This is a genomic window from Pseudomonas sp. Z18(2022) (genome assembly GCF_036346535.1).
GTDB classification, from domain to species: Bacteria; Pseudomonadota; Gammaproteobacteria; order Pseudomonadales; family Pseudomonadaceae; genus Aquipseudomonas; species Aquipseudomonas yamanorum_A.
In genome coordinates this window covers 997,978-1,015,422 of sequence record NZ_JAOTOA010000001.1, presented here as the reverse complement: position 1 = coordinate 1,015,422, position 17,445 = coordinate 997,978, and the positions used below count along the sequence as shown (strand labels likewise).

Below are 17,445 nucleotides of genomic sequence, written 5' to 3'. Positions count from 1 at the left end.
GGCTGTGTGGCGAGGGAGCTTGCTCCCGCTGGGCTGCGCAGCAGCCCCAATCCATTCCACGCCATTCATCAGGCGGCCTCGCGACTGCTGCGCAGTCGAACGGGAGCAAGCTCCCTCGCCTCAGTCGGGCCGTAGACCGAGGCCGGCTCAGGGAATACGCGAAGCAGTGTCAGGTACACCAGCGAGGCCAGGCCAAGGGTCACCGGCAGGCTGATGTCGATGCCGTCGGCGAGGTTGCCCAGTGGCCCGACGAACTGCCCCGGCAGGTTGACGAAGCACAGGCCCACCAGCGCACTCGGGATCCAGGCCCCCAGGCCGCGCCAGTTCCAGCCGTGGCTGAACCAGTAGCGCCCGCCGGTTTCACCGCGGGTGAACACTTGCAGGTCGTCCGGGCAGTAGTAACCCCGGCGTACGATCAGCCCGATGATCATCATCACCATCCACGGTGTGGTGCAGGTGATGATCAGCACGGCGAAGGTCGACACGCTCTGCACCAGGTTGGCGGCGAAACGTCCGATAAAGATGAAGGCAATCGACATCACCCCGATCAGCAGCGTCGCCTTGACCCGCGACAGCAGCCGTGGAAACACGCTGGACATGTCCAGCCCGGTGCCATACAGCGAGGTGGTGCCGGTGGACATGCCGCCGATTACCGCGATCAGGCACACCGGCAGGAAGAACCAGCTCGGTGCCACCGCCAGCAGGCCGCCGACGTAGTTGTTGGCCGCGATATAGTCCGGTGCCTTGACCGCCACGATGGTCGCCGTGGCCAGGCCGAACAGGAACGGGATCAGGGTGGCGATCTGCGCGAACACCACCGCCAGCATGATCCGTACTTTCGAGGTTTCCCGCGGGATATAGCGCGACCAGTCACCGAGGAACGCACCGAAGGAAATCGGGTTGCTCATGGCCACCAGCGCCGCACCGATAAACGCCGCCCAGAAGCCGGTTTGGCCGAGGGCGACGGTGCCGGCGAAGTGGCTGTCGAAAGCGGGAGCGAAGGCGAAGATGCCCAGCAGGAACAGCAGGCTCGCCGCCCACACTGCAATACGGTTGACCCACAGCATGAAGCGAAAGCCGTAGATGCACACTGTCAGCACGAGAATGGCAAACACGCCGTAGGCCAGGCCCAGGGTCAGGTCGGTTTCCGGCAAGCCCACCAGACGTTTCGCACCGCCCACCAGCGCATCGCCTGAACTCCACACCGACAGTGAGAAGAACGCGATAGCGGTCAGCAGTGACAGGAACGAGCCGACAATCCGCCCGTGCACCCCAAAGTGCGCGCCCGAAGACACGGCGTTGTTGGTGCCATTGATCGGGCCGAACAGGCCCATGGGCGCGAGGATTACCGCCCCCACCAGCACGCCCAGCACAATCGCCCAGACGCCGGCCTGGAACGACAGGCCAAACAGCACCGGAAAGCTCCCCAGCACGGCGGTGGCGAAGGTGTTGGCGCCGCCGAAAATCAGGCGAAACAAATCCTTCGGCCCGGCGGTACGTTCGTGGTCCGGGATCTGTTCGACGCCGTTGGTTTCTATGTTGCGAATACTATTTTCGTTGTTTTTATTATTCATGATCAGCTCCGATCACATTGGCTAAGGGGGCGGCAGCCCTTCCGGCATAGCGGACAAATGTTCGTGACAGGCCAGCCACAGGCCTTCTTTTTGTTGTGTGCGATCACCTTGTCGTTTGAAGACAATGGTCTCGCGTTCCTGGCTAAAGAATTGCTCCCCGTTCATGCGCAGCTCGGTGGCCACGTCATGCACAAATACCGCGACGTCACCTTGCAGGCTGACGAATGCGTTGCTTGAGGTGCAGGACAGCACCTCGAATCCTTCGTCCCGGCGCCAGCTGTCCCACAACACCTGGTAGGCGTCGCGACTCAGCAGCGGCTGGGGGAGGGTGTAGAACACGAAGCTGGCGTCGGCGCTGAACGCACCAAAGTAAGCCTCGCGGTCATTGCGGGCGAAGGCCGACACCAGGTCGGCCGCGGCTTTTAATACCTCGGCCTGGTCGTTCATCAGCGGTGCGCCACGCCAGGCAGTACGCAGAGCATTTCGTACAGCAGGTTGGCGCCCAGCAGCGAGGTGTTGCCGGTGGTGTCGTACGGCGGCGAAACTTCTACCAGGTCGCAACCAATCAGATCCAGGCCTTGGCAGCCGCGGATGATTTCAATCGCCTGGATCGTGGTCAAGCCACCGATTTCCGGGGTGCCGGTGCCAGGCGCCCAGGCCGGGTCGATGCCGTCGATGTCGAAGCTCAGGTACACCGGGCCGCCGCCGACTTTTTCGCGTACTTCAGCCATCAAGGGTGCCAGCGAGTGGTGCCAGCATTCTTCAGCCTGCACTACACGGAAGCCTTGCTTGCGGCTCCAGTTAAAGTCTTCGGCGGTGTAGCCCTGGGCCCGCAGGCCGATTTGAACAACGCGGTCGCAATCCAGCAGGCCTTCTTCCACCGCCCGGCGGAAGGTGGTGCCGTGGGCGATTTTCTCGCCGAACATGTGGTCGTTGACGTCGGCGTGGGCATCGATGTGCACCAGCCCGACCTTGCCGTGTTTTTTGTGGATCGCCCGCAGGATCGGCAGGGTGATGGTGTGGTCACCACCCAGGGTCATCGGGATCACGTTGTGTTCGAGGATCTCGTCGTAGGCTTCTTCGATGATGCGCACGGCGTCCAGCAGGTTGAAGGTGTTGATCGCCACGTCGCCGATGTCGGCAACCGACAGCGAGTCAAACGGAGCGGCACCGGTGGCCATGTTGTAAGGGCGGATCATCACCGATTCGGCGCGGATTTCCCGAGGCCCGAAACGGGTGCCGGCACGCAGGGATGTGCCGATGTCCAGGGGCACGCCGACGAAGGCGGCATCCAGGCCCTTGGCCGATTGCAAATGGGGAAGACGCATCATGGTGGCGATGCCGGCGAAGCGCGGCATTTCGTTGCCGCCCAGTGGTTGGTGGAAAATCTTGTCCACGGGATTGCCTCATCGTTTTGTTTATTAGAAGCCGATTCTGCGAAATGCACGGGAAGGGAAGAATCGGCAGGGGCAAATACTTAGTTCAGATTTTTCTAAACTAACGCTTAAGGTAAACTCGGCTGCAACTGTAGGCGCTGGCTTGCCAGCGATGCAGGCGCCTCGGTGTACCAGGCGCACCGAGTGGATGCCATCGCAGGCAAGCCAGCTCCTACAGGTTTTGTGTTACTTGGAGATCTTATGGCCAACGCCTTGCCCGACCTGAAACTCCTGCGCATCTTCGTCAGCGTCGTGCGGCACCAGGGTTTCGCCAATGCTCAGCACGAACTCAACCTGTCCACCTCGGCCATCAGTACCTATATGAGCCAGCTGGAAGCCGCGCTGGGCCTGGTGCTGTGCCATCGCGGGCGGGGCGGGTTCAGCCTTACCAGCAAGGGCGAGCTGTTCCATCAGGAAACCCTGCGTCTGTTGGGCGAGCTGGAAGGCTTCGAGCAATACGCCGCTGCACTCAAAGGCGAGTTGCGCGGCACTCTGAAGCTCGGCGTGCTCGACTCCACCGTCAGCGACAAGGCCCTGCCGTTTGCCGAAGTGATCGGTGCCTACAGCCAGGAGCACCCGGCGGTGCATTTGCACCTGTCGGTGATGAGCCCGTACGAATTGCAGCTGGGGGTCCAGGATAATCGCCTGGACCTGGCCATCGGTGCCTTCTCCAACCGCATGAGCGGGCTGATCTACATGCCGCTCTACCGCGAACAGCACTGGCTGTATTGCAGCACCCGCCATCCGTTGTTCAACGAGCGGCGCATCCCTGAGCAAGTCATCACCCAGCAGCGCATGGTTGGCCGCGGCTACTGGAGCCAGGCCGAACTGGCGCGCCATGGCTTCAAGCACAGCGCCGCCACGGTGGAAAGTATGGAGGCGCAGTTGATCCTGGTGCTGTCCGGCGCCTACATCGGCTACTTGCCGGAACACTACGCCCAGGCCTGGGCCGACAAGGGCGATTTGCGGGTGCTGTTGCCGGCGACCTTTGGTTACCAGGCGCCGTTCTCGATGATCATGCGCCGGGGCCGCAGCCGCGAGCCGTTGATCCAGACCTTCCGCGATTTACTCAAAGCCCAGCTCAACCAGGCCTGAAAACCATGTCCAGACCCCAATGCTCCCGCTGCCTGCGCCCCACCACCCATTGCCTGTGCGCGCTGATCCCCCGCCTGGACAGCCGCACCCGCGTATTGCTGTTGCAGCATCCCAGTGAGGTCAATCACGCCTTGAATACGGCGCGGTTGGCGGCGCTGGGATTGGTGAATGCGCAGTTGGTGGTGGGGGAGGTCTTTGAGGACATGCAGACGCTATTAAACCCTCCGGGCTACCAGGCGCGTTTGTTATTCCCTGCCGAGGGTGCGCAACCGTTGCAGGCTTACACGTCATCTGACGAACCGTTGTTGTTGGTGGTGCCGGACGGAACTTGGCGCAAGGCGCGCAAGTTGCTGCACCTCAATCCCTTGCTGGCGGCGTTGCCCCGGGTGACGCTGGCGGAAGGTGCCGTGTCCCGCTACCGCTTGCGCAAGGCGCCGGGCCCTGGAGCGTTGTCGACGGTGGAGGCCATCGTTCAAGCCTTGCAGACGCTCGAAGCGCCTGCGTTATTTGAGCCGCTGCTGAAACCGTTCGAGGCCCTTATCGACGGTCAGATTGCTGCCATGGGGCCAGCGGTTTTCGAGAAGAACCATGGTTGATGTGCACGCGCCATAGATACCGCGCAGGCGGCGGGTGACGGGATAGGCTGACCTTTTCAGGAACACGGAAATGGCCGACCCGATTACCCCCGCAGCGCTCCCGGACACGCTGTACGAATTCATGATGCAGCAACGCGCTCCGCTGATGGCTGAGCCAGAGTGGCAGGTGTTGCAAGCACTGGATGCCATGCGAGCGTCGTTCGACGATTTTTTCGGTGCGCTCAACCACGAAGAACGGCTTGAGTATGTACGCCTGCAAGGGGCATGGGTGGAGGCGCAGAAAGCCCTGGAGCAGGCGGTTCTTGAACTCACAGACGCGTTTCGGCAGCAGGCACTGGCTTCATTGCGCAGCGAGCTGAAAATCCTGACAGGCCAGGACATCGACCCCAGCGTCGCGCGTATCCATACGCGTTATCTGCAACCGGCAAGCCGTGTGCGACGGGCATCTTCGGGCGCCGGCGGAACGGTGGAGGTCGCCAGCATTACTTTTTGGGACGCGGCCTGCATGAGTTACGACGGTCTGACTGGCTGGAGCTATCCCGGCCGGACCGGCCTGGCCGATGCCAGTTATCTCGATGCAGGTATCAATGCCACCGCCGGACAGTTCATTGCGTTGGTGCGCAGGCTTGATATCGGCGGTCAACTCAAAACCCGTCTGGACCAGGCGTTGATGGCCAACGCGGCCCTGGGAAGTTGCCTCATGGGGCTGGCGACGACCGAGTTTGAGTTCGCCTTGATAGAGGCACTGAAAAACACAACGGCCAGTCGAATCGACCGGGACAAGTACCAGTACGTTAAACGCGCTTTGACGGGGGAGGTGCGTTGGGGCTCGATGGAAGAGATGCTGCTGTTCGTGCCGCATGGTGTGGACAACGTCAGTTGGGTGCCTCAATCCTTGGGCCTGACCGGGCAGTACGTGGGCCCACCGCCAGGCGATCGCCTGACGATTCCTCATCTGGTGTTCTCCGTCAGCGGTTGCAATGGGGCCTTCAGCTTTTTTCCGAACCGCCCTGGCGGGTCTCTGCGCCACCATGGCAGCCATCGAGAGGCCTGCCAGGAGTTCCATGTGGCGTTCCAAGCGTTCTATCGCTCGGGTCATGTCGACTGGTTGTATCAGATGATGTTGCTGCGTGATTGCGCACGGTTGAAACAAATCGTCAAAGTCACTCCGCCTCCCGACGCCGGGTTGCTTGCCAAGCTCCTCTATTCGCTGGCTCAAGCCATTCCGAGGGTCGATGGTGTCAAGCAGATCGGCTATGTACGCACGCCAGTGGAAAAAGTGCCGATCGTCAGTTTGTACGATTTTTATGTCAGACGCAGCCGTGCCAACTTGCAGGAGCTGGCCAATGAAACATCGGGTTTCATGACGACTCTGATCGAACTGTTCCAGGCCTTGATCACTGAGATTCTCGATGTGCTGTTGATCCCTGCGCCGGGGGCGTTGAAAGGTTTGGGGCGGGTGCGGGCCTTGGCGATGTTTGTGGCTATGGAGCAGGCGTTGGTCGAGGGCGGTGCCCTGGCGCTTCAAGGGGAGCCTGGCGAATTTCTTCAAGGGCTTGTCGACGTGGCCGATCTGCTGATTGGCAGTCGATTGCATACCCGATTGGACCGTTCCGTGCAACGTCGGCATCAGCGCTTGTTCCAGCGGCTGTCCGTGCCACGCGCAGGCGCTTCCAATCATCAAGCGCTGACCAACCCACAGGTTCTGGAAAGAATGCTCGGCACCCCGAATATTCCGGCCCGGGACCTGGATATTCTGCTCGACTCAAGTGCCACTTCACGACAAACGCTAAACCAGGTCTGGCAGGGCGTGCGTCCTTCTGCATCGCTGACCGAGGCTGTGAATCGGTTCAGGGCCGACAGGCTGATTGAGTGGGTTGCGCAAGGCGCTGATCCCGGTGTGCCATCGCTGGTGGGGGCCGTTGAGGTCATGGCTCCGTTGCTGACCCAACTGGACAATTGGCCTGCGGAAACGGCCTTGAGCATTGAAAACCAACAGGGCCTGGAAGTCCGGCGCTATAGCAAGATGGCGTCATCGCCGGCGACGGACGTGATCAGGGTCACCCGGCTGGAAAATCATCAGTTCGCTTATGCCACTGCGCGCCGGATCAGCATCGATTTTCCACAGGCAATCGTGGAATTGTTGCCGGCGGTTTTTGCGGGTGGGACACAGCCGCTTCGTCAGCAATTGGCGGCGTTGGCAAAGGCCTTGAAAATCGATCTGTTTGAGGCACTTACCCAGTTCGCTGATGCCAGTCGTTCTGTACCAGGAGGTGCCGGTGCTTCAGTGCGCAGGTTATTACCCGACAGCATCGGTCACGAGTATCCCGTACCTGCCGTGATTACCCAACTGCGGGCCTTGTACCCCGAACTGAGTCAGGCGCGGTTGTTGGAAGTGCTGCGCGAACATCCCTTGTCGGAGCATCAGCAAACGCAGTTGTTGCACTCGCAACTGCAACCCGAAGCGCTTTATGACGCTTTGCGCGCTGCTCTTCAGGCAGCGCGCCGTTCAGCCATCGTTGATGGGGTTTTCCATCCCCGGCGGTTCAATCGGCAGACTCAGGCCTGGGCCGCAGCGTTCGCCGATGGCGTACTGCGCGACGTTACTGGCCTGGCATTGGTCGTCAGCCCCGCGAAGCAGGCGGTTCCCTACGTTTCGCGGCGGGCCGGGGATCAAACCGTTGTGGTGATCGATCAAAACCGTGGACGATTTTCGCCATTTTTTCAGGGTGAAGGCCTTGTCGGGGCGATGTTTACCGGCGCAGACAGCTTCTATCAAGCGGTCCTCATCCAGCTCTCGGAGAATGATCAGCGCCGATTTGGTGTGAGTACGCAGCAGGCCATCACCGGGTTTCGTTATCGGGTCGCCCAGGCCCTGCTGAGCAACCGTGTCTCTGATGGCTCGTTTTATCCCTGCCAGCGCGCAATCGAGCACTATGCCAGCGCCGTCGATGCCGCTCGTCTTGAGCCGCAGCCTGATGCTCTCGGCCTTTACAGGCTGGGGGCGGATCGCTATCTGTTTCTTGACAGTGCGTTTCTCAAGGTTGTCCAGGGCGAGCCGCCTCAACCCTGGCGCGTCCAGCACCCGGTGCTGAAGGACGCGTATGCACCGGTGTTGAGCCACAACAGTGCAGGCAGTTGGCATCATGAATGGGAGAACCCGCTGACCTGGGACGGCCATAAACCGTTTCATCGCCTGGGGCCATTGGTCAGCACGTTATCGCCGGATGACATCATGCGGATTCAGCAGATCAGTGGCGTTTCCCCGGACATCCTGCGGCGCATGCATGTGCGTAACGAGCGCCCGCCGGCGGTGCTGGTGGAGACCATCGAGCGTTTCAAGGTTCATCAGCGAGTCAAGGCTGGCATGGAGCTTGGCGCGGACTTTTTCGATGAGGTGCTTGCTGAGGTCGGGGCTGCCAGGGCCGATGCGCTCGTTGGTCGAGCGGGCCTCGGTCGCGCCGAGCAGATCGCCCTGCTTGAGGAGAAAGTCCTGTTCAGCCCACCAACAATGGAGCGGTACTTTTTCAAGGCGTTGCTTCACAAGAGCGAACTGTCGTCTGACCCCTTGGCGCAGGTGGTGCAACGGCATTTTCCTGGTTTGACGGCGGCCGTCGCCGAAGAACTGGTGCGTCAAACCAATGCGGATGAGGCACGGCTCCTGGAGTCGGGCCGTGTGCCTTGGACACTCACCCCGTACGTGCGCTGGTGGATCGATTATTTGCGAAAGGCTCGGGCTTTTGAGGGCGTGCACTTGCCTGCTGCGGCGAGTGGAGACAGTTCCAAGTTGATCCTGCATACATTGCCGTACATAGACGGCTGGCCGAATCATTTGCGAGTCGAGGTGTGGGAAAGGGGGCGACTGATCGACAGCATCGGCCCCGTCGACGGGTCGCTCAAGCGTGAATTAGAGTCGGTGGCCGGTCAATACCAGGCCTACATCCCCCAACTGAACGGCGGCCGGCAGCCGATAGGAAACCTTGGGGCTTTTTTGCCCGCTCTGTTAGCTGCGCTGCCGGAGTTTGAGCGCCGTGTACTTGGCTACACCCATGCGTCCGGAGTCGAGGAACTGACGTTGATTATTGGCGATCACCTGGAGCGTAACCGGGAGTCCTCGCAAGCCTTACTCAAAATTGGGCGCAACTCCTGGCGCATCCTGCCGCGGCGGATTGCCGATGGTCGTATCGGGTATCCGCTCAGTGGCGGTGATGAACTGAGGCCGATGGATCGCGCGCAAGTGTTGCGAATGCGTGAGTTGTTTCCTTCCCTGACAGATACAGAAGTGTTGGATTTACTGCTGGACGCTGGCGATTCGTTCGGGGAGCGCAAGTTAATCATTGATCATCTGTTCAGCGAGCGAAACGCGTTGAATACAACATTGCAGCGCTGGAACGACGAGGCGTTGGTAAGCGACCCGGACAGCATTTCGGCGGGCTTGCGCGCCTTGGCGGTGACACGGATTCAGCGTTGCTGGGCCAGGGAAGGCTTGACGTTGGGCGTTGCCCAGGAACTCAACCTGGACAGCCTCGACCTGGCGAGTTTGCCGACATTAAGTGCCCATTTCGGGCATGTAACGGTGTTGAGCTTGAAGAACAACCGCCTGACCGAATTGCCTTCGCACTTTCTGCGAAGCTTTCCAGGCCTTCGTGTCCTGTATTTCAACGGCAACCGGCTAACCCGGCTGCCATCGCTGGAGGGGGCTCCCTATCTGGCGGTGCTCAACCTGGCCCATAACCGCCTGAAGTTTGACTTGCAGAGCGAGCTTGAACTGGAAGCATTGACCGGGTTGAGGTCGCTCGATTTGTCGTTCAACCCGCTGGGGCAGGGGCGGCAATTGTCGTTCTATCGCTTGACCAATTTGCAGGAGTTGAGCTTGCGTGCTGCCGGGTTGAACCGCTTGCCACGGGGCGCGGTAGCCCTGCGTTCACTGCGCAGCTTTGATCTGCGTGACAACCAGATCAGCGAGTTGGCCGAGACGGACCTGTTCATCTATCCGCACGTGCATCGGGGGATCAATCTGAGGGGCAATCCACTGAGCCCCCAGGCCAGGCAAATGCTGCGCCGCCTCGGTGAGCGCCAGGGGCAGCCGGATATCGATTTCGGATTGTGGGAGCCTGCGGCTTCGCTTGACCAGCGCGCCAACCGTTGGCTGGCGTTGCTTCCTCCCGCAGAAGTGCAAGGGCGCGAACGTGATTGGGCGGCGCTTCAAGAGCAGCCGATGGCGGACTACTTTTTTGAGCTGCTGGGCAGCATCGCCAAGTTTCCTGGGTTTGTTGACCCTGAATATCGGGCACAGCGAGAAAATGTGACACGACGCATTTGGGCGTTGATCGACGAAGCGCTATTTCATGACGGCGTGAACATGATTGCCTACTTGCCGGCGTATCGATTCATGAGTGGTGGTATCGACGGCTGGCTGCTGTGCTTGCATGAGCTTGAGTTGCACAGGTTGCCGCAACAAATGCTCGCCGCCAACGTACAGAGTGCCGGGCCGGCCTTTGTGCATTATTACCGGGCATTACGTCGGATTGATGCCTTGAACCAGCTGATTGCCGAGCGCTTCGCCCCTCAATCCACGGGGCACGCCTGCACGCGAATTTTGAGTTATCGCATCGCGTTAGCCACCAGCCTCGATCTGCCTCAAGTATTACCGGAGCGTTTTAGTGCCTCCACCGCGATCCCTGATGCGCAATCGGTCGACACGCTGCGTCGGGCGATTTTGCGTCAAGAGTCGGGAATCAACTGGCCTGCGCGGCTTCAGAGAGCGCACCACTGGGTGACGTTTCTGGAGCGTAAATATACGACACGATTCGAGTCAGTCCTCAAACGCTTTGACCGGGCCCTGGAAATAGCGACAGACAAAGTTGCCAATGGCTTGATGACAGAGGGTGAGTACCTGAACTACATCACGGTGCTGCAAGGCGCGAGGCAAATGGCCAAAAACACCTTGATTGAGGGACTCACGCAGCAGGAATGGGAAAATTTCGTGGTGGGTTGATTCGTTGCTTATGTCTTTAGGTAATAAGCACCGCACTTTGCGTGATATGGCCCGCCAGCCTTTCCCGGTATGATGGTCGCCCCCGCAGTCTGGATTGCGAATACGCCATGACCTTGCAGTACCCCACCATCGCCGATTGCGTCGGCAACACCCCGCTGGTCCGCTTGCAGCGCCTGCCGGGCAACACCAGCAATACCTTGTTGCTCAAGCTCGAAGGGAACAACCCGGCCGGCTCGGTCAAAGACCGCCCGGCGCTGTCGATGATCACCCGTGCCGAGTTGCGTGGGCAGATCAAGCCTGGCGACACCCTGATCGAAGCCACTTCCGGTAACACCGGGATCGCCCTGGCCATGGCTGCGGCAATCAAGGGCTACAAGATGGTCCTGATCATGCCCGACAACGGCAGCGCCGAGCGCAAGGCGGCGATGACGGCCTATGGCGCCGAGCTGATCCTGGTCACCCAGGAAGAAGGCATGGAGGGCGCCCGCGACCTCGCCGAGCGCATGGCCGCCGAAGGCCGTGGCCTGGTGCTGGACCAGTTCGCCAACGGCGACAACCCCGAGGCGCACTACACCACCACCGGCCCGGAAATCTGGCGCCAGACCCAGGGCACCATCACCCACTTTGTGAGTTCGATGGGCACCACCGGCACCATCATGGGCAACTCGCGCTACCTCAAGGAGCAGAATCCCGAGATCCAGATCGTCGGCCTGCAACCGATGGAAGGCGCGGCGATCCCGGGGATTCGTCGTTGGCCCGAAGAGTACTTGCCGAAGATCTACAACGCGGCCCGCGTTGATCGCATCATCGACATGGCCCAGCGTGAAGCCGAAGACACCACCCGCCGCCTGGCCCGTGAAGAAGGCATCTTTTGCGGCGTATCGTCGGGTGGCGCCGTGGCCGGGATGTTGCGCTTGTCCCAGGAATTGGAAAACGCGGTGATCGTCGCGATCATCTGTGACCGTGGCGACCGTTACCTGTCGACCGGCATTTTCGACGCGCCCAACTGATGGCCAAGCACGAGAGAGGCCTGCGCTTCCAACCGACGGGCGGCAGCCGGGCCCCACAGATTCCAGTAGGCAAGAAGCAACGCCTGACCATCGAACGCCTGGCCAATGACGGCCGTGGCATCGTGTTCTTCGAAGGCCGCACCTGGTTTGTGGTGGGTGCCCTGGCTGGTGAAGAGGTTGAGGCGCGGGTATTGGGCGCCCATGGCAAAGTGGTCGAGGCACGCACCGAGCGCGTATTTACCGCCAGTGAACTGCGCCGCCCGGCACCCTGTGTGCACGCCGGCCGCTGTGGCGGTTGCAGCCTGCAACACTTGCCCCATGACGAACAGCTTGCCCTGAAACAGCGCATGCTCGCCGAGCAATTATCCCGTGTGGCGGGTGTCGAACCCCAAGAGTGGGCAGCGCCGTTGAGCGGGCCGGAATTCGGCTATCGCCGGCGTGCCCGCGTGGCCGTGCGCTGGGATGCCAAGGCGAAGAAACTCGAGGTGGGCTTTCGCGCCGTGGCCAGCCAGGACATCGTCGCCATCGATGATTGCCCGGTGCTGGTACAGGCCTTGCAACCGATCATGCAGCGGTTGCCCAACATGCTGCGGCGCTTGAGCAAACCTCAGGCGTTGGGCCATGTGGAATTGTTCAGCGGGTCGTCGATTGCCGTGTTGTTGCGACACATGGCGCCGTTGTCCGAAGCGGACCTGACGATCCTGCAGGAATTTTGTACCTTCCATGAAGCGCAATTGTGGCTGCATGGCGAGGACCAGCCGCAACCGTTCGAACCGGACCAGGCCCTGGGCTATCGTCTGGAACAGTGGGATCTGCAGTTGGCGTACCGCCCGGGAGACTTTGTGCAGGTCAACGCCGGGGTCAACGAGGCAATGGTCGCCCAGGCCCTGGAATGGCTGGCGCCAAAGCCCGACGAGCGGGTGCTGGATTTGTTTTGTGGCTTGGGCAACTTCGCCTTGCCGCTGGCCCGCCAGGTGCGGGAAGTGGTGGCGGTGGAGGGTGTACAGGCCATGGTGGACCGGGCGGCACAAAATGCCGCCAGCAATAATTTGCATAATGCGCATTTTTTTCAGGCCGATTTGTCCCAGCCTTTGACCGACGCGGAATGGGCCAAAGAGGGCTTTTCTGCGGTACTCTTGGACCCACCCCGTGATGGTGCCCTGGAGGTTGTGCGCAAGCTCGCCACTCTGGGGGCCGATCGCCTGGTGTATGTGTCCTGCAATCCGGCAACGCTGGCGCGGGACACGGTCGAGTTGGTCAAGCAAGGCTACCGGCTAAAACGTGCCGGGATCCTCGACATGTTTCCCCAGACGGCCCATGTCGAGGCCATGGCGTTATTTGAAGCGGGCTAGGATGCCCGTTTAATCCGACTGGCCTGCATCTCCTGGGCCTGTGACCTGCCAGGGAGCGTGCACAAGCTTTTTTGTAAAGCAGGTCAGCGATGATTTTGACGCACTAAAAGGTGCGTCGTAGGGAAGGTAAGCAAGATGGTACAGGTGAGAGCACACCAGCCGATCAACACCGACGGCAGTATCAATCTCGAGGCATGGCTGGATCATGCCATCAGTGTCGACCCGGCACTGGACCGTGAAGCCTTGAAAGCAGCCTGCGAGTTCGCTCGTGAGTCTGAACAGCAAGACAATGCGGCCAAGAACCTGTGGGCCGAAGGCACTTCAAGCTTTCGCACCGGGTTGGAGATCGCCGAGATCCTCGCCGATCTCAAGCTCGATCAGGATTCGCTGATCGCGGCGGTGCTGTATCGCGGCGTGCGCGAAGGGCATATTCAACTGCCCACCGTCAGCCAGCGTTTCGGCACCGTGGTGGCCAAGCTGATCGACGGCGTGCTGCGCATGGCGGCGATTAGTGCCAGCCTCAGCCCGCGCCAATCCATGGTGCTGGGCACCCAGGGCCAGGTGGAAAACCTGCGCAAGATGCTGGTGGCGATGGTCGACGACGTCCGCGTCGCGCTGATCAAGCTGGCCGAGCGCACCTGCGCGATTCGTGCGGTAAAAACCGCCGACGACGAAAAGCGCAACCGTGTCGCCCGCGAGGTGTTCGACATCTACGCGCCGCTGGCCCACCGCCTGGGCATCGGCCATATCAAGTGGGAGCTGGAGGACTTGTCCTTCCGTTACCTCGAACCCGATCAATACAAACAGATTGCCACGCTGCTCCATGAGCGGCGGCTGGACCGTGAGCGTTTCATCGCCGACGTGATGAGCCAGCTGCGCACGGAATTGCAGGCCACCGGGGTTGAAGCCGACATCAGCGGCCGGGCCAAGCACATCTATTCCATCTGGCGCAAAATGCAGCGCAAGGGCCTGGCCTTCAGCCAGATCTACGACGTGCGCGCCGTGCGCGTGCTGGTGCCGGAAATGCGCGACTGCTACACCGCGCTGGGTATCGTCCACACGCTGTGGCGGCACATCCCGAAAGAATTTGACGACTACATCGCCAACCCCAAGGAAAACGGCTACCGCTCGTTGCATACAGCGGTGATCGGCCCCGAGGGCAAGGTGCTGGAAGTGCAGATTCGCACCCACGCCATGCACGAGGAAGCGGAGCTGGGCGTATGCGCCCACTGGCGCTACAAGGGTACCGACGTCAAGGCCGGGTCCAACCAGTACGAAGAGAAAATCTCCTGGTTGCGCCAGGTGCTGGAATGGCATGAAGAGCTGGGCGACATCGGCGGTTTGGCCGACCAGTTGCGGGTGGATATCGAACCTGATCGGGTCTACATCTTCACCCCCGACGGCCACGCGATCGACCTGCCCAAGGGCTCCACGCCACTGGATTTCGCCTACCGCGTGCACACCGAGATCGGCCACAACTGCCGTGGCGCGAAGATCAACGGGCGCATCGTGCCGCTCAACTACAGCCTGCAGACCGGTGAACAGGTCGAGATCATCACCAGCAAGCACGGTACGCCGAGCCGCGACTGGCTGAACCCGAACCTGGGCTACATCACCACGTCCCGGGCGCGGGCGAAGATTGTCCACTGGTTCAAGTTGCAGGCGCGCGACCAGAACGTCGCCGCCGGCAAGACCTTGCTCGAACGCGAATTGGCGCGCCTGGGCCTGCCGCAGGTGGACTTCGACAAGCTGGCCGAAAAGGCCAACATGAAGATCGCCGAAGACATGTTTGCCGCCCTCGGTGCTGGCGATCTGCGCCTGGCGCAGTTGGTCAACCTGGCCCAGCAACTGGTGGAGCCGGAGCGCGGCAGCGAGCAACTGGAACTGATTCCACGCAAGGCCACCGGCTACAAGCCGGGCAAGCGTGGCGATATCCAGATCCAGGGTGTGGGCAACCTGATGACGCAGATGGCCGGCTGCTGCCAGCCATTGCCGGGGGACGCCATCGTCGGCTACATCACCCAAGGCCGTGGGGTGAGCATTCACCGCCAGGACTGTGCCTCGGTGTTGCAACTGGGCGGGCGCGAGCCGGAGCGGATCATCCAGGTCAGCTGGGGCCCGGTGCCGGTGTTGACCTATCCGGTGGATATCGTCATCCGCGCCTACGACCGTTCCGGCCTGCTGCGTGACGTGTCGCAGGTGCTGCTCAATGAGCGGATCAACGTGCTGGCGGTCAACACCCGCTCGAACAAAGAGGACAACACCGCGTTGATGTCCCTGACCATCGAGATTCCGGGGCTGGACGCGTTGGGGCGGTTGCTGGGGCGTATTTCCCAGTTGCCGAACATCATTGAGACCCGGCGCAACCGCACGCCATAACCCATTTTTTTGTGGGAGCCGGGCTTGTGTGGGAGCTGGCTTGCCTGCGATGCAGACGCCTCGGTATTTCAGATGTATTGAGTCGATGCCATCGCAGGCAAGCCAGCTCCCACAGAACACGGATAGAGATTGATCGATGTATTCACTTGAAGACCTGCTGCACCTGATGAACCGCCTGCGCGACCCGCAATATGGGTGCCCGTGGGACATCAAGCAAACCTACGCCACCATCGTGCCCCACACCCTGGAAGAAGCCTATGAAGTCGCCGACGCCATCGAGCGCGGGGATTTCGATCACCTGCAAGGTGAGCTGGGCGACCTGTTGTTCCAGGTGGTGTATTACAGCCAACTGGCGCGGGAAGAAGGGCGCTTCGAGTTCGCCGGGGTGATCGACAGCATCACCCGCAAGCTGATTCGTCGTCATCCCCACGTGTTCCCCACCGGCGACTTGTATGCGCCGCTGGATATCCCGCAACTGAGCGAAGAACAGGTCAAGGAACGCTGGGAGCAGATCAAGGCCGAGGAGCGTGCGGAAAAATCCGACGCGCCGGAGCAGTTGTCCTTACTGGACGATGTGCCCACAGCCCTGCCTTCGTTGTCCCGTGCCGCCAAATTGCAAAAGCGCGCCAGTCAGGTCGGCTTTGATTGGCCCGCCGCATTGCCGGTGGTGGATAACGTGCGCGAAGAGCTGGATGAAGTGCTCGAAGCCATGGCCGACAACGACCCGGCAGCCATCGCCGACGAGGTGGGTGACCTGCTGTTTGCGGCGGTGAACCTGGCCCGTCATCTGCAGGTCGACCCGGAAGCTGCGTTGCGTTTAGCCAACGCTAAATTCGAACGACGTTTCCGATTTATCGAACAGGCATTGCGCGAGACCCATAGTCCCATAGAAGATTGCACCCTCGAAGAGTTGGACGCCCTGTGGGGCGAAGCCAAACGCCAGGAAAAGAATCTGTCCAGCTGCGGCTGAGCCGTTGCCCAAGTGAGTAAGCACCATGAGCATTTCCCTTCGCGACCAGTTGCTCAAAGCAGGCCTGGTCAATCAAAAGCAGGCCAAGCAGGTCGGCAAAGAGAAACAGAAACAGCAGCGTCTGGTGCATAAAGGCCAGGCTGAAGCGGATGACAGCCAGGCGCGCCTGGCCATTGAAGCCCATGCCGAGAAGGTCCGGCGTGACCAGGAGCTGAACCGTCAGCAGCAGGAAAAAGCCGAGGCCAAGGCCCGTGTTGCCCAGGTCAAGCAGTTGATCGAAACCTCGCGCCTGCCCAAGCTGACCACCGAGGACTACTACAACTTTGTGGACGACAAGAAGGTCAAGCGCCTGTCGGTCAACACCCTGATGCGTAACAAGCTGAGCAACGGCTCCCTGGCAATCGTCCATCACGGTGGCGGTTACGAGGTGATCCCGCGCGAGGCAGCGCTGAAGATCCAGGAGCGGGCGCCGGAGCGCATCGTGCAGATGAACGTCCTGACCGAAAGCCAGGTGCCGGATGAGGATGATCCATACGCCGCCTACCAGATCCCTGATGACCTGATGTGGTAAGGCTGTAGAAACGACATTGTGCCAAGGGCGCTTGCTGTGGTGAGTGAACTTGCTGTGGCAAGGGGGCTTGCTGTGGCGAGGGAGCTTGCTCCCGCTGGGGCGCGAAGCGCCCCCAAAAATCCCCCCGCCCCCCAAAAAACACAAACCCCGCTCAAAAGGCGGGGTTTGTGTTTATAAACACTCCAGCTGCGTGGGGCCGGGTGTCTAAGGATTTCAGAGTCTCAGGAGCTTTGCGCCTGGCGTTTCATCTCAAGGGTCTCGAGCTCGTTTTTATAATTATGAGCTTCGGTCTCGTCGTGAAACATGCCGACCAGCAGGTCTTGCTGGTGTACATCCCAGATGTGAATCCCGTGGGCTACTGCTTCATGGGACATATGTTCATCGTCGCGTTCAGTTACTTTTACAGTCATCTGCTTGCTCCAATCTCTGGTTGATCTGCGGCAAGGCGTCGCAGGCCTTTGTTA

General features: G+C 60.7%; 12 protein-coding genes. 8 read left to right on the top strand and 4 right to left on the bottom strand.

Going from position 1 to position 17,445, the window contains the following annotated elements:
• Positions 1-68: 68 nt before the first annotated feature.
• From V3W39_RS04600 to speB, 3 genes are read right to left on the bottom strand one after another with little or no spacing between them, the layout of a single operon-like run.
• On the bottom strand, positions 69-1,574 hold the full coding sequence (locus V3W39_RS04600) for a purine-cytosine permease family protein (protein WP_330212261.1): 1,506 nt from the start codon (positions 1,572-1,574) through the stop codon (positions 69-71).
• 21 nt (positions 1,575-1,595) lie between these two features.
• On the bottom strand, positions 1,596-2,021 hold the full coding sequence (locus V3W39_RS04595) for a YybH family protein (protein ID WP_177044857.1): 426 nt from the start codon (positions 2,019-2,021) through the stop codon (positions 1,596-1,598).
• Complete coding sequence (speB, locus tag V3W39_RS04590) at positions 2,021-2,971, bottom strand: agmatinase (RefSeq protein WP_003210733.1); 951 nt, start codon at positions 2,969-2,971, stop codon at positions 2,021-2,023. Before speB ends, V3W39_RS04595 begins: the two co-directional genes overlap by 1 nt.
• Before the next feature lie 240 nt (positions 2,972-3,211).
• Here speB and V3W39_RS04585 point away from each other — a divergent pair, with 240 nt between their 5' ends.
• From V3W39_RS04585 to V3W39_RS04550, 8 genes are all read left to right on the top strand, one after another.
• Positions 3,212-4,105 (top strand): LysR family transcriptional regulator, encoded by an 894-nt coding sequence (locus tag V3W39_RS04585; RefSeq protein WP_003210734.1) that lies wholly within the window; start codon positions 3,212-3,214, stop codon positions 4,103-4,105.
• 5 nt (positions 4,106-4,110) lie between these two features.
• The gene (locus V3W39_RS04580) at positions 4,111-4,701 is read left to right on the top strand and encodes a tRNA-uridine aminocarboxypropyltransferase (RefSeq protein ID WP_177044855.1); all 591 of its coding nucleotides are present in this window, start codon (positions 4,111-4,113) and stop codon (positions 4,699-4,701) included.
• Positions 4,702-4,771: 70 nt separating this feature from the next.
• Entirely contained in the window at positions 4,772-10,699 is a 5,928-nt protein-coding gene (locus tag V3W39_RS04575; protein ID WP_330212260.1) for an NEL-type E3 ubiquitin ligase domain-containing protein, read from the top strand.
• Between the two features lie 107 nt (positions 10,700-10,806).
• Positions 10,807-11,709 carry a cysteine synthase CysM gene (gene cysM, locus V3W39_RS04570; protein ID WP_003210736.1) on the top strand — a complete coding sequence of 301 codons (903 nt, stop codon included), beginning with the start codon at positions 10,807-10,809 and terminating at the stop codon, positions 11,707-11,709.
• Complete coding sequence (rlmD, locus tag V3W39_RS04565; protein WP_330212259.1) at positions 11,709-13,061, top strand: 23S rRNA (uracil(1939)-C(5))-methyltransferase RlmD; 1,353 nt, start codon at positions 11,709-11,711, stop codon at positions 13,059-13,061. The genes cysM and rlmD overlap by 1 nt, the downstream gene beginning before the upstream one ends.
• A 135-nt stretch (positions 13,062-13,196) precedes the next feature.
• A complete protein-coding gene (gene relA, locus V3W39_RS04560; RefSeq protein WP_177044842.1) occupies positions 13,197-15,440 on the top strand; it encodes a GTP diphosphokinase in 2,244 nt (747 codons plus the stop codon).
• A gap of 136 nt (positions 15,441-15,576) precedes the next feature.
• Entirely contained in the window at positions 15,577-16,410 is an 834-nt protein-coding gene (gene mazG, locus V3W39_RS04555) for a nucleoside triphosphate pyrophosphohydrolase (RefSeq protein WP_330212258.1), read from the top strand.
• Between the two features lie 25 nt (positions 16,411-16,435).
• Positions 16,436-16,981, top strand: coding sequence for a DUF2058 domain-containing protein (locus V3W39_RS04550; protein ID WP_177044838.1), 546 nt, complete (start codon positions 16,436-16,438; stop codon positions 16,979-16,981).
• Positions 16,982-17,202: 221 nt separating this feature from the next.
• Here V3W39_RS04550 and V3W39_RS04545 read toward each other — a convergent pair whose 3' ends face one another.
• Positions 17,203-17,391, bottom strand: a complete 189-nt coding sequence (locus V3W39_RS04545; RefSeq protein WP_008438187.1) for a hypothetical protein — start codon at positions 17,389-17,391, stop codon at positions 17,203-17,205.
• Positions 17,392-17,445 lie beyond the last annotated feature (54 nt).

Coding starts and splice junctions, on each gene's coding strand:
- V3W39_RS04585 (WP_003210734.1), top strand. CDS start 3,212: ATGGCCAACGCCTTGCCCGACCTGAAACTCCTGCGCATCTTCGTCAGC.
- relA (WP_177044842.1), top strand. CDS start 13,197: ATGGTACAGGTGAGAGCACACCAGCCGATCAACACCGACGGCAGTATC.
- rlmD (WP_330212259.1), top strand. CDS start 11,709: ATGGCCAAGCACGAGAGAGGCCTGCGCTTCCAACCGACGGGCGGCAGC.
- V3W39_RS04595 (WP_177044857.1), bottom strand. CDS start 2,021: ATGAACGACCAGGCCGAGGTATTAAAAGCCGCGGCCGACCTGGTGTCG.
- V3W39_RS04545 (WP_008438187.1), bottom strand. CDS start 17,391: ATGACTGTAAAAGTAACTGAACGCGACGATGAACATATGTCCCATGAA.
- cysM (WP_003210736.1), top strand. CDS start 10,807: ATGACCTTGCAGTACCCCACCATCGCCGATTGCGTCGGCAACACCCCG.
- V3W39_RS04600 (WP_330212261.1), bottom strand. CDS start 1,574: ATGAATAATAAAAACAACGAAAATAGTATTCGCAACATAGAAACCAAC.
- mazG (WP_330212258.1), top strand. CDS start 15,577: ATGTATTCACTTGAAGACCTGCTGCACCTGATGAACCGCCTGCGCGAC.
- V3W39_RS04575 (WP_330212260.1), top strand. CDS start 4,772: ATGGCCGACCCGATTACCCCCGCAGCGCTCCCGGACACGCTGTACGAA.
- V3W39_RS04550 (WP_177044838.1), top strand. CDS start 16,436: ATGAGCATTTCCCTTCGCGACCAGTTGCTCAAAGCAGGCCTGGTCAAT.
- V3W39_RS04580 (WP_177044855.1), top strand. CDS start 4,111: ATGTCCAGACCCCAATGCTCCCGCTGCCTGCGCCCCACCACCCATTGC.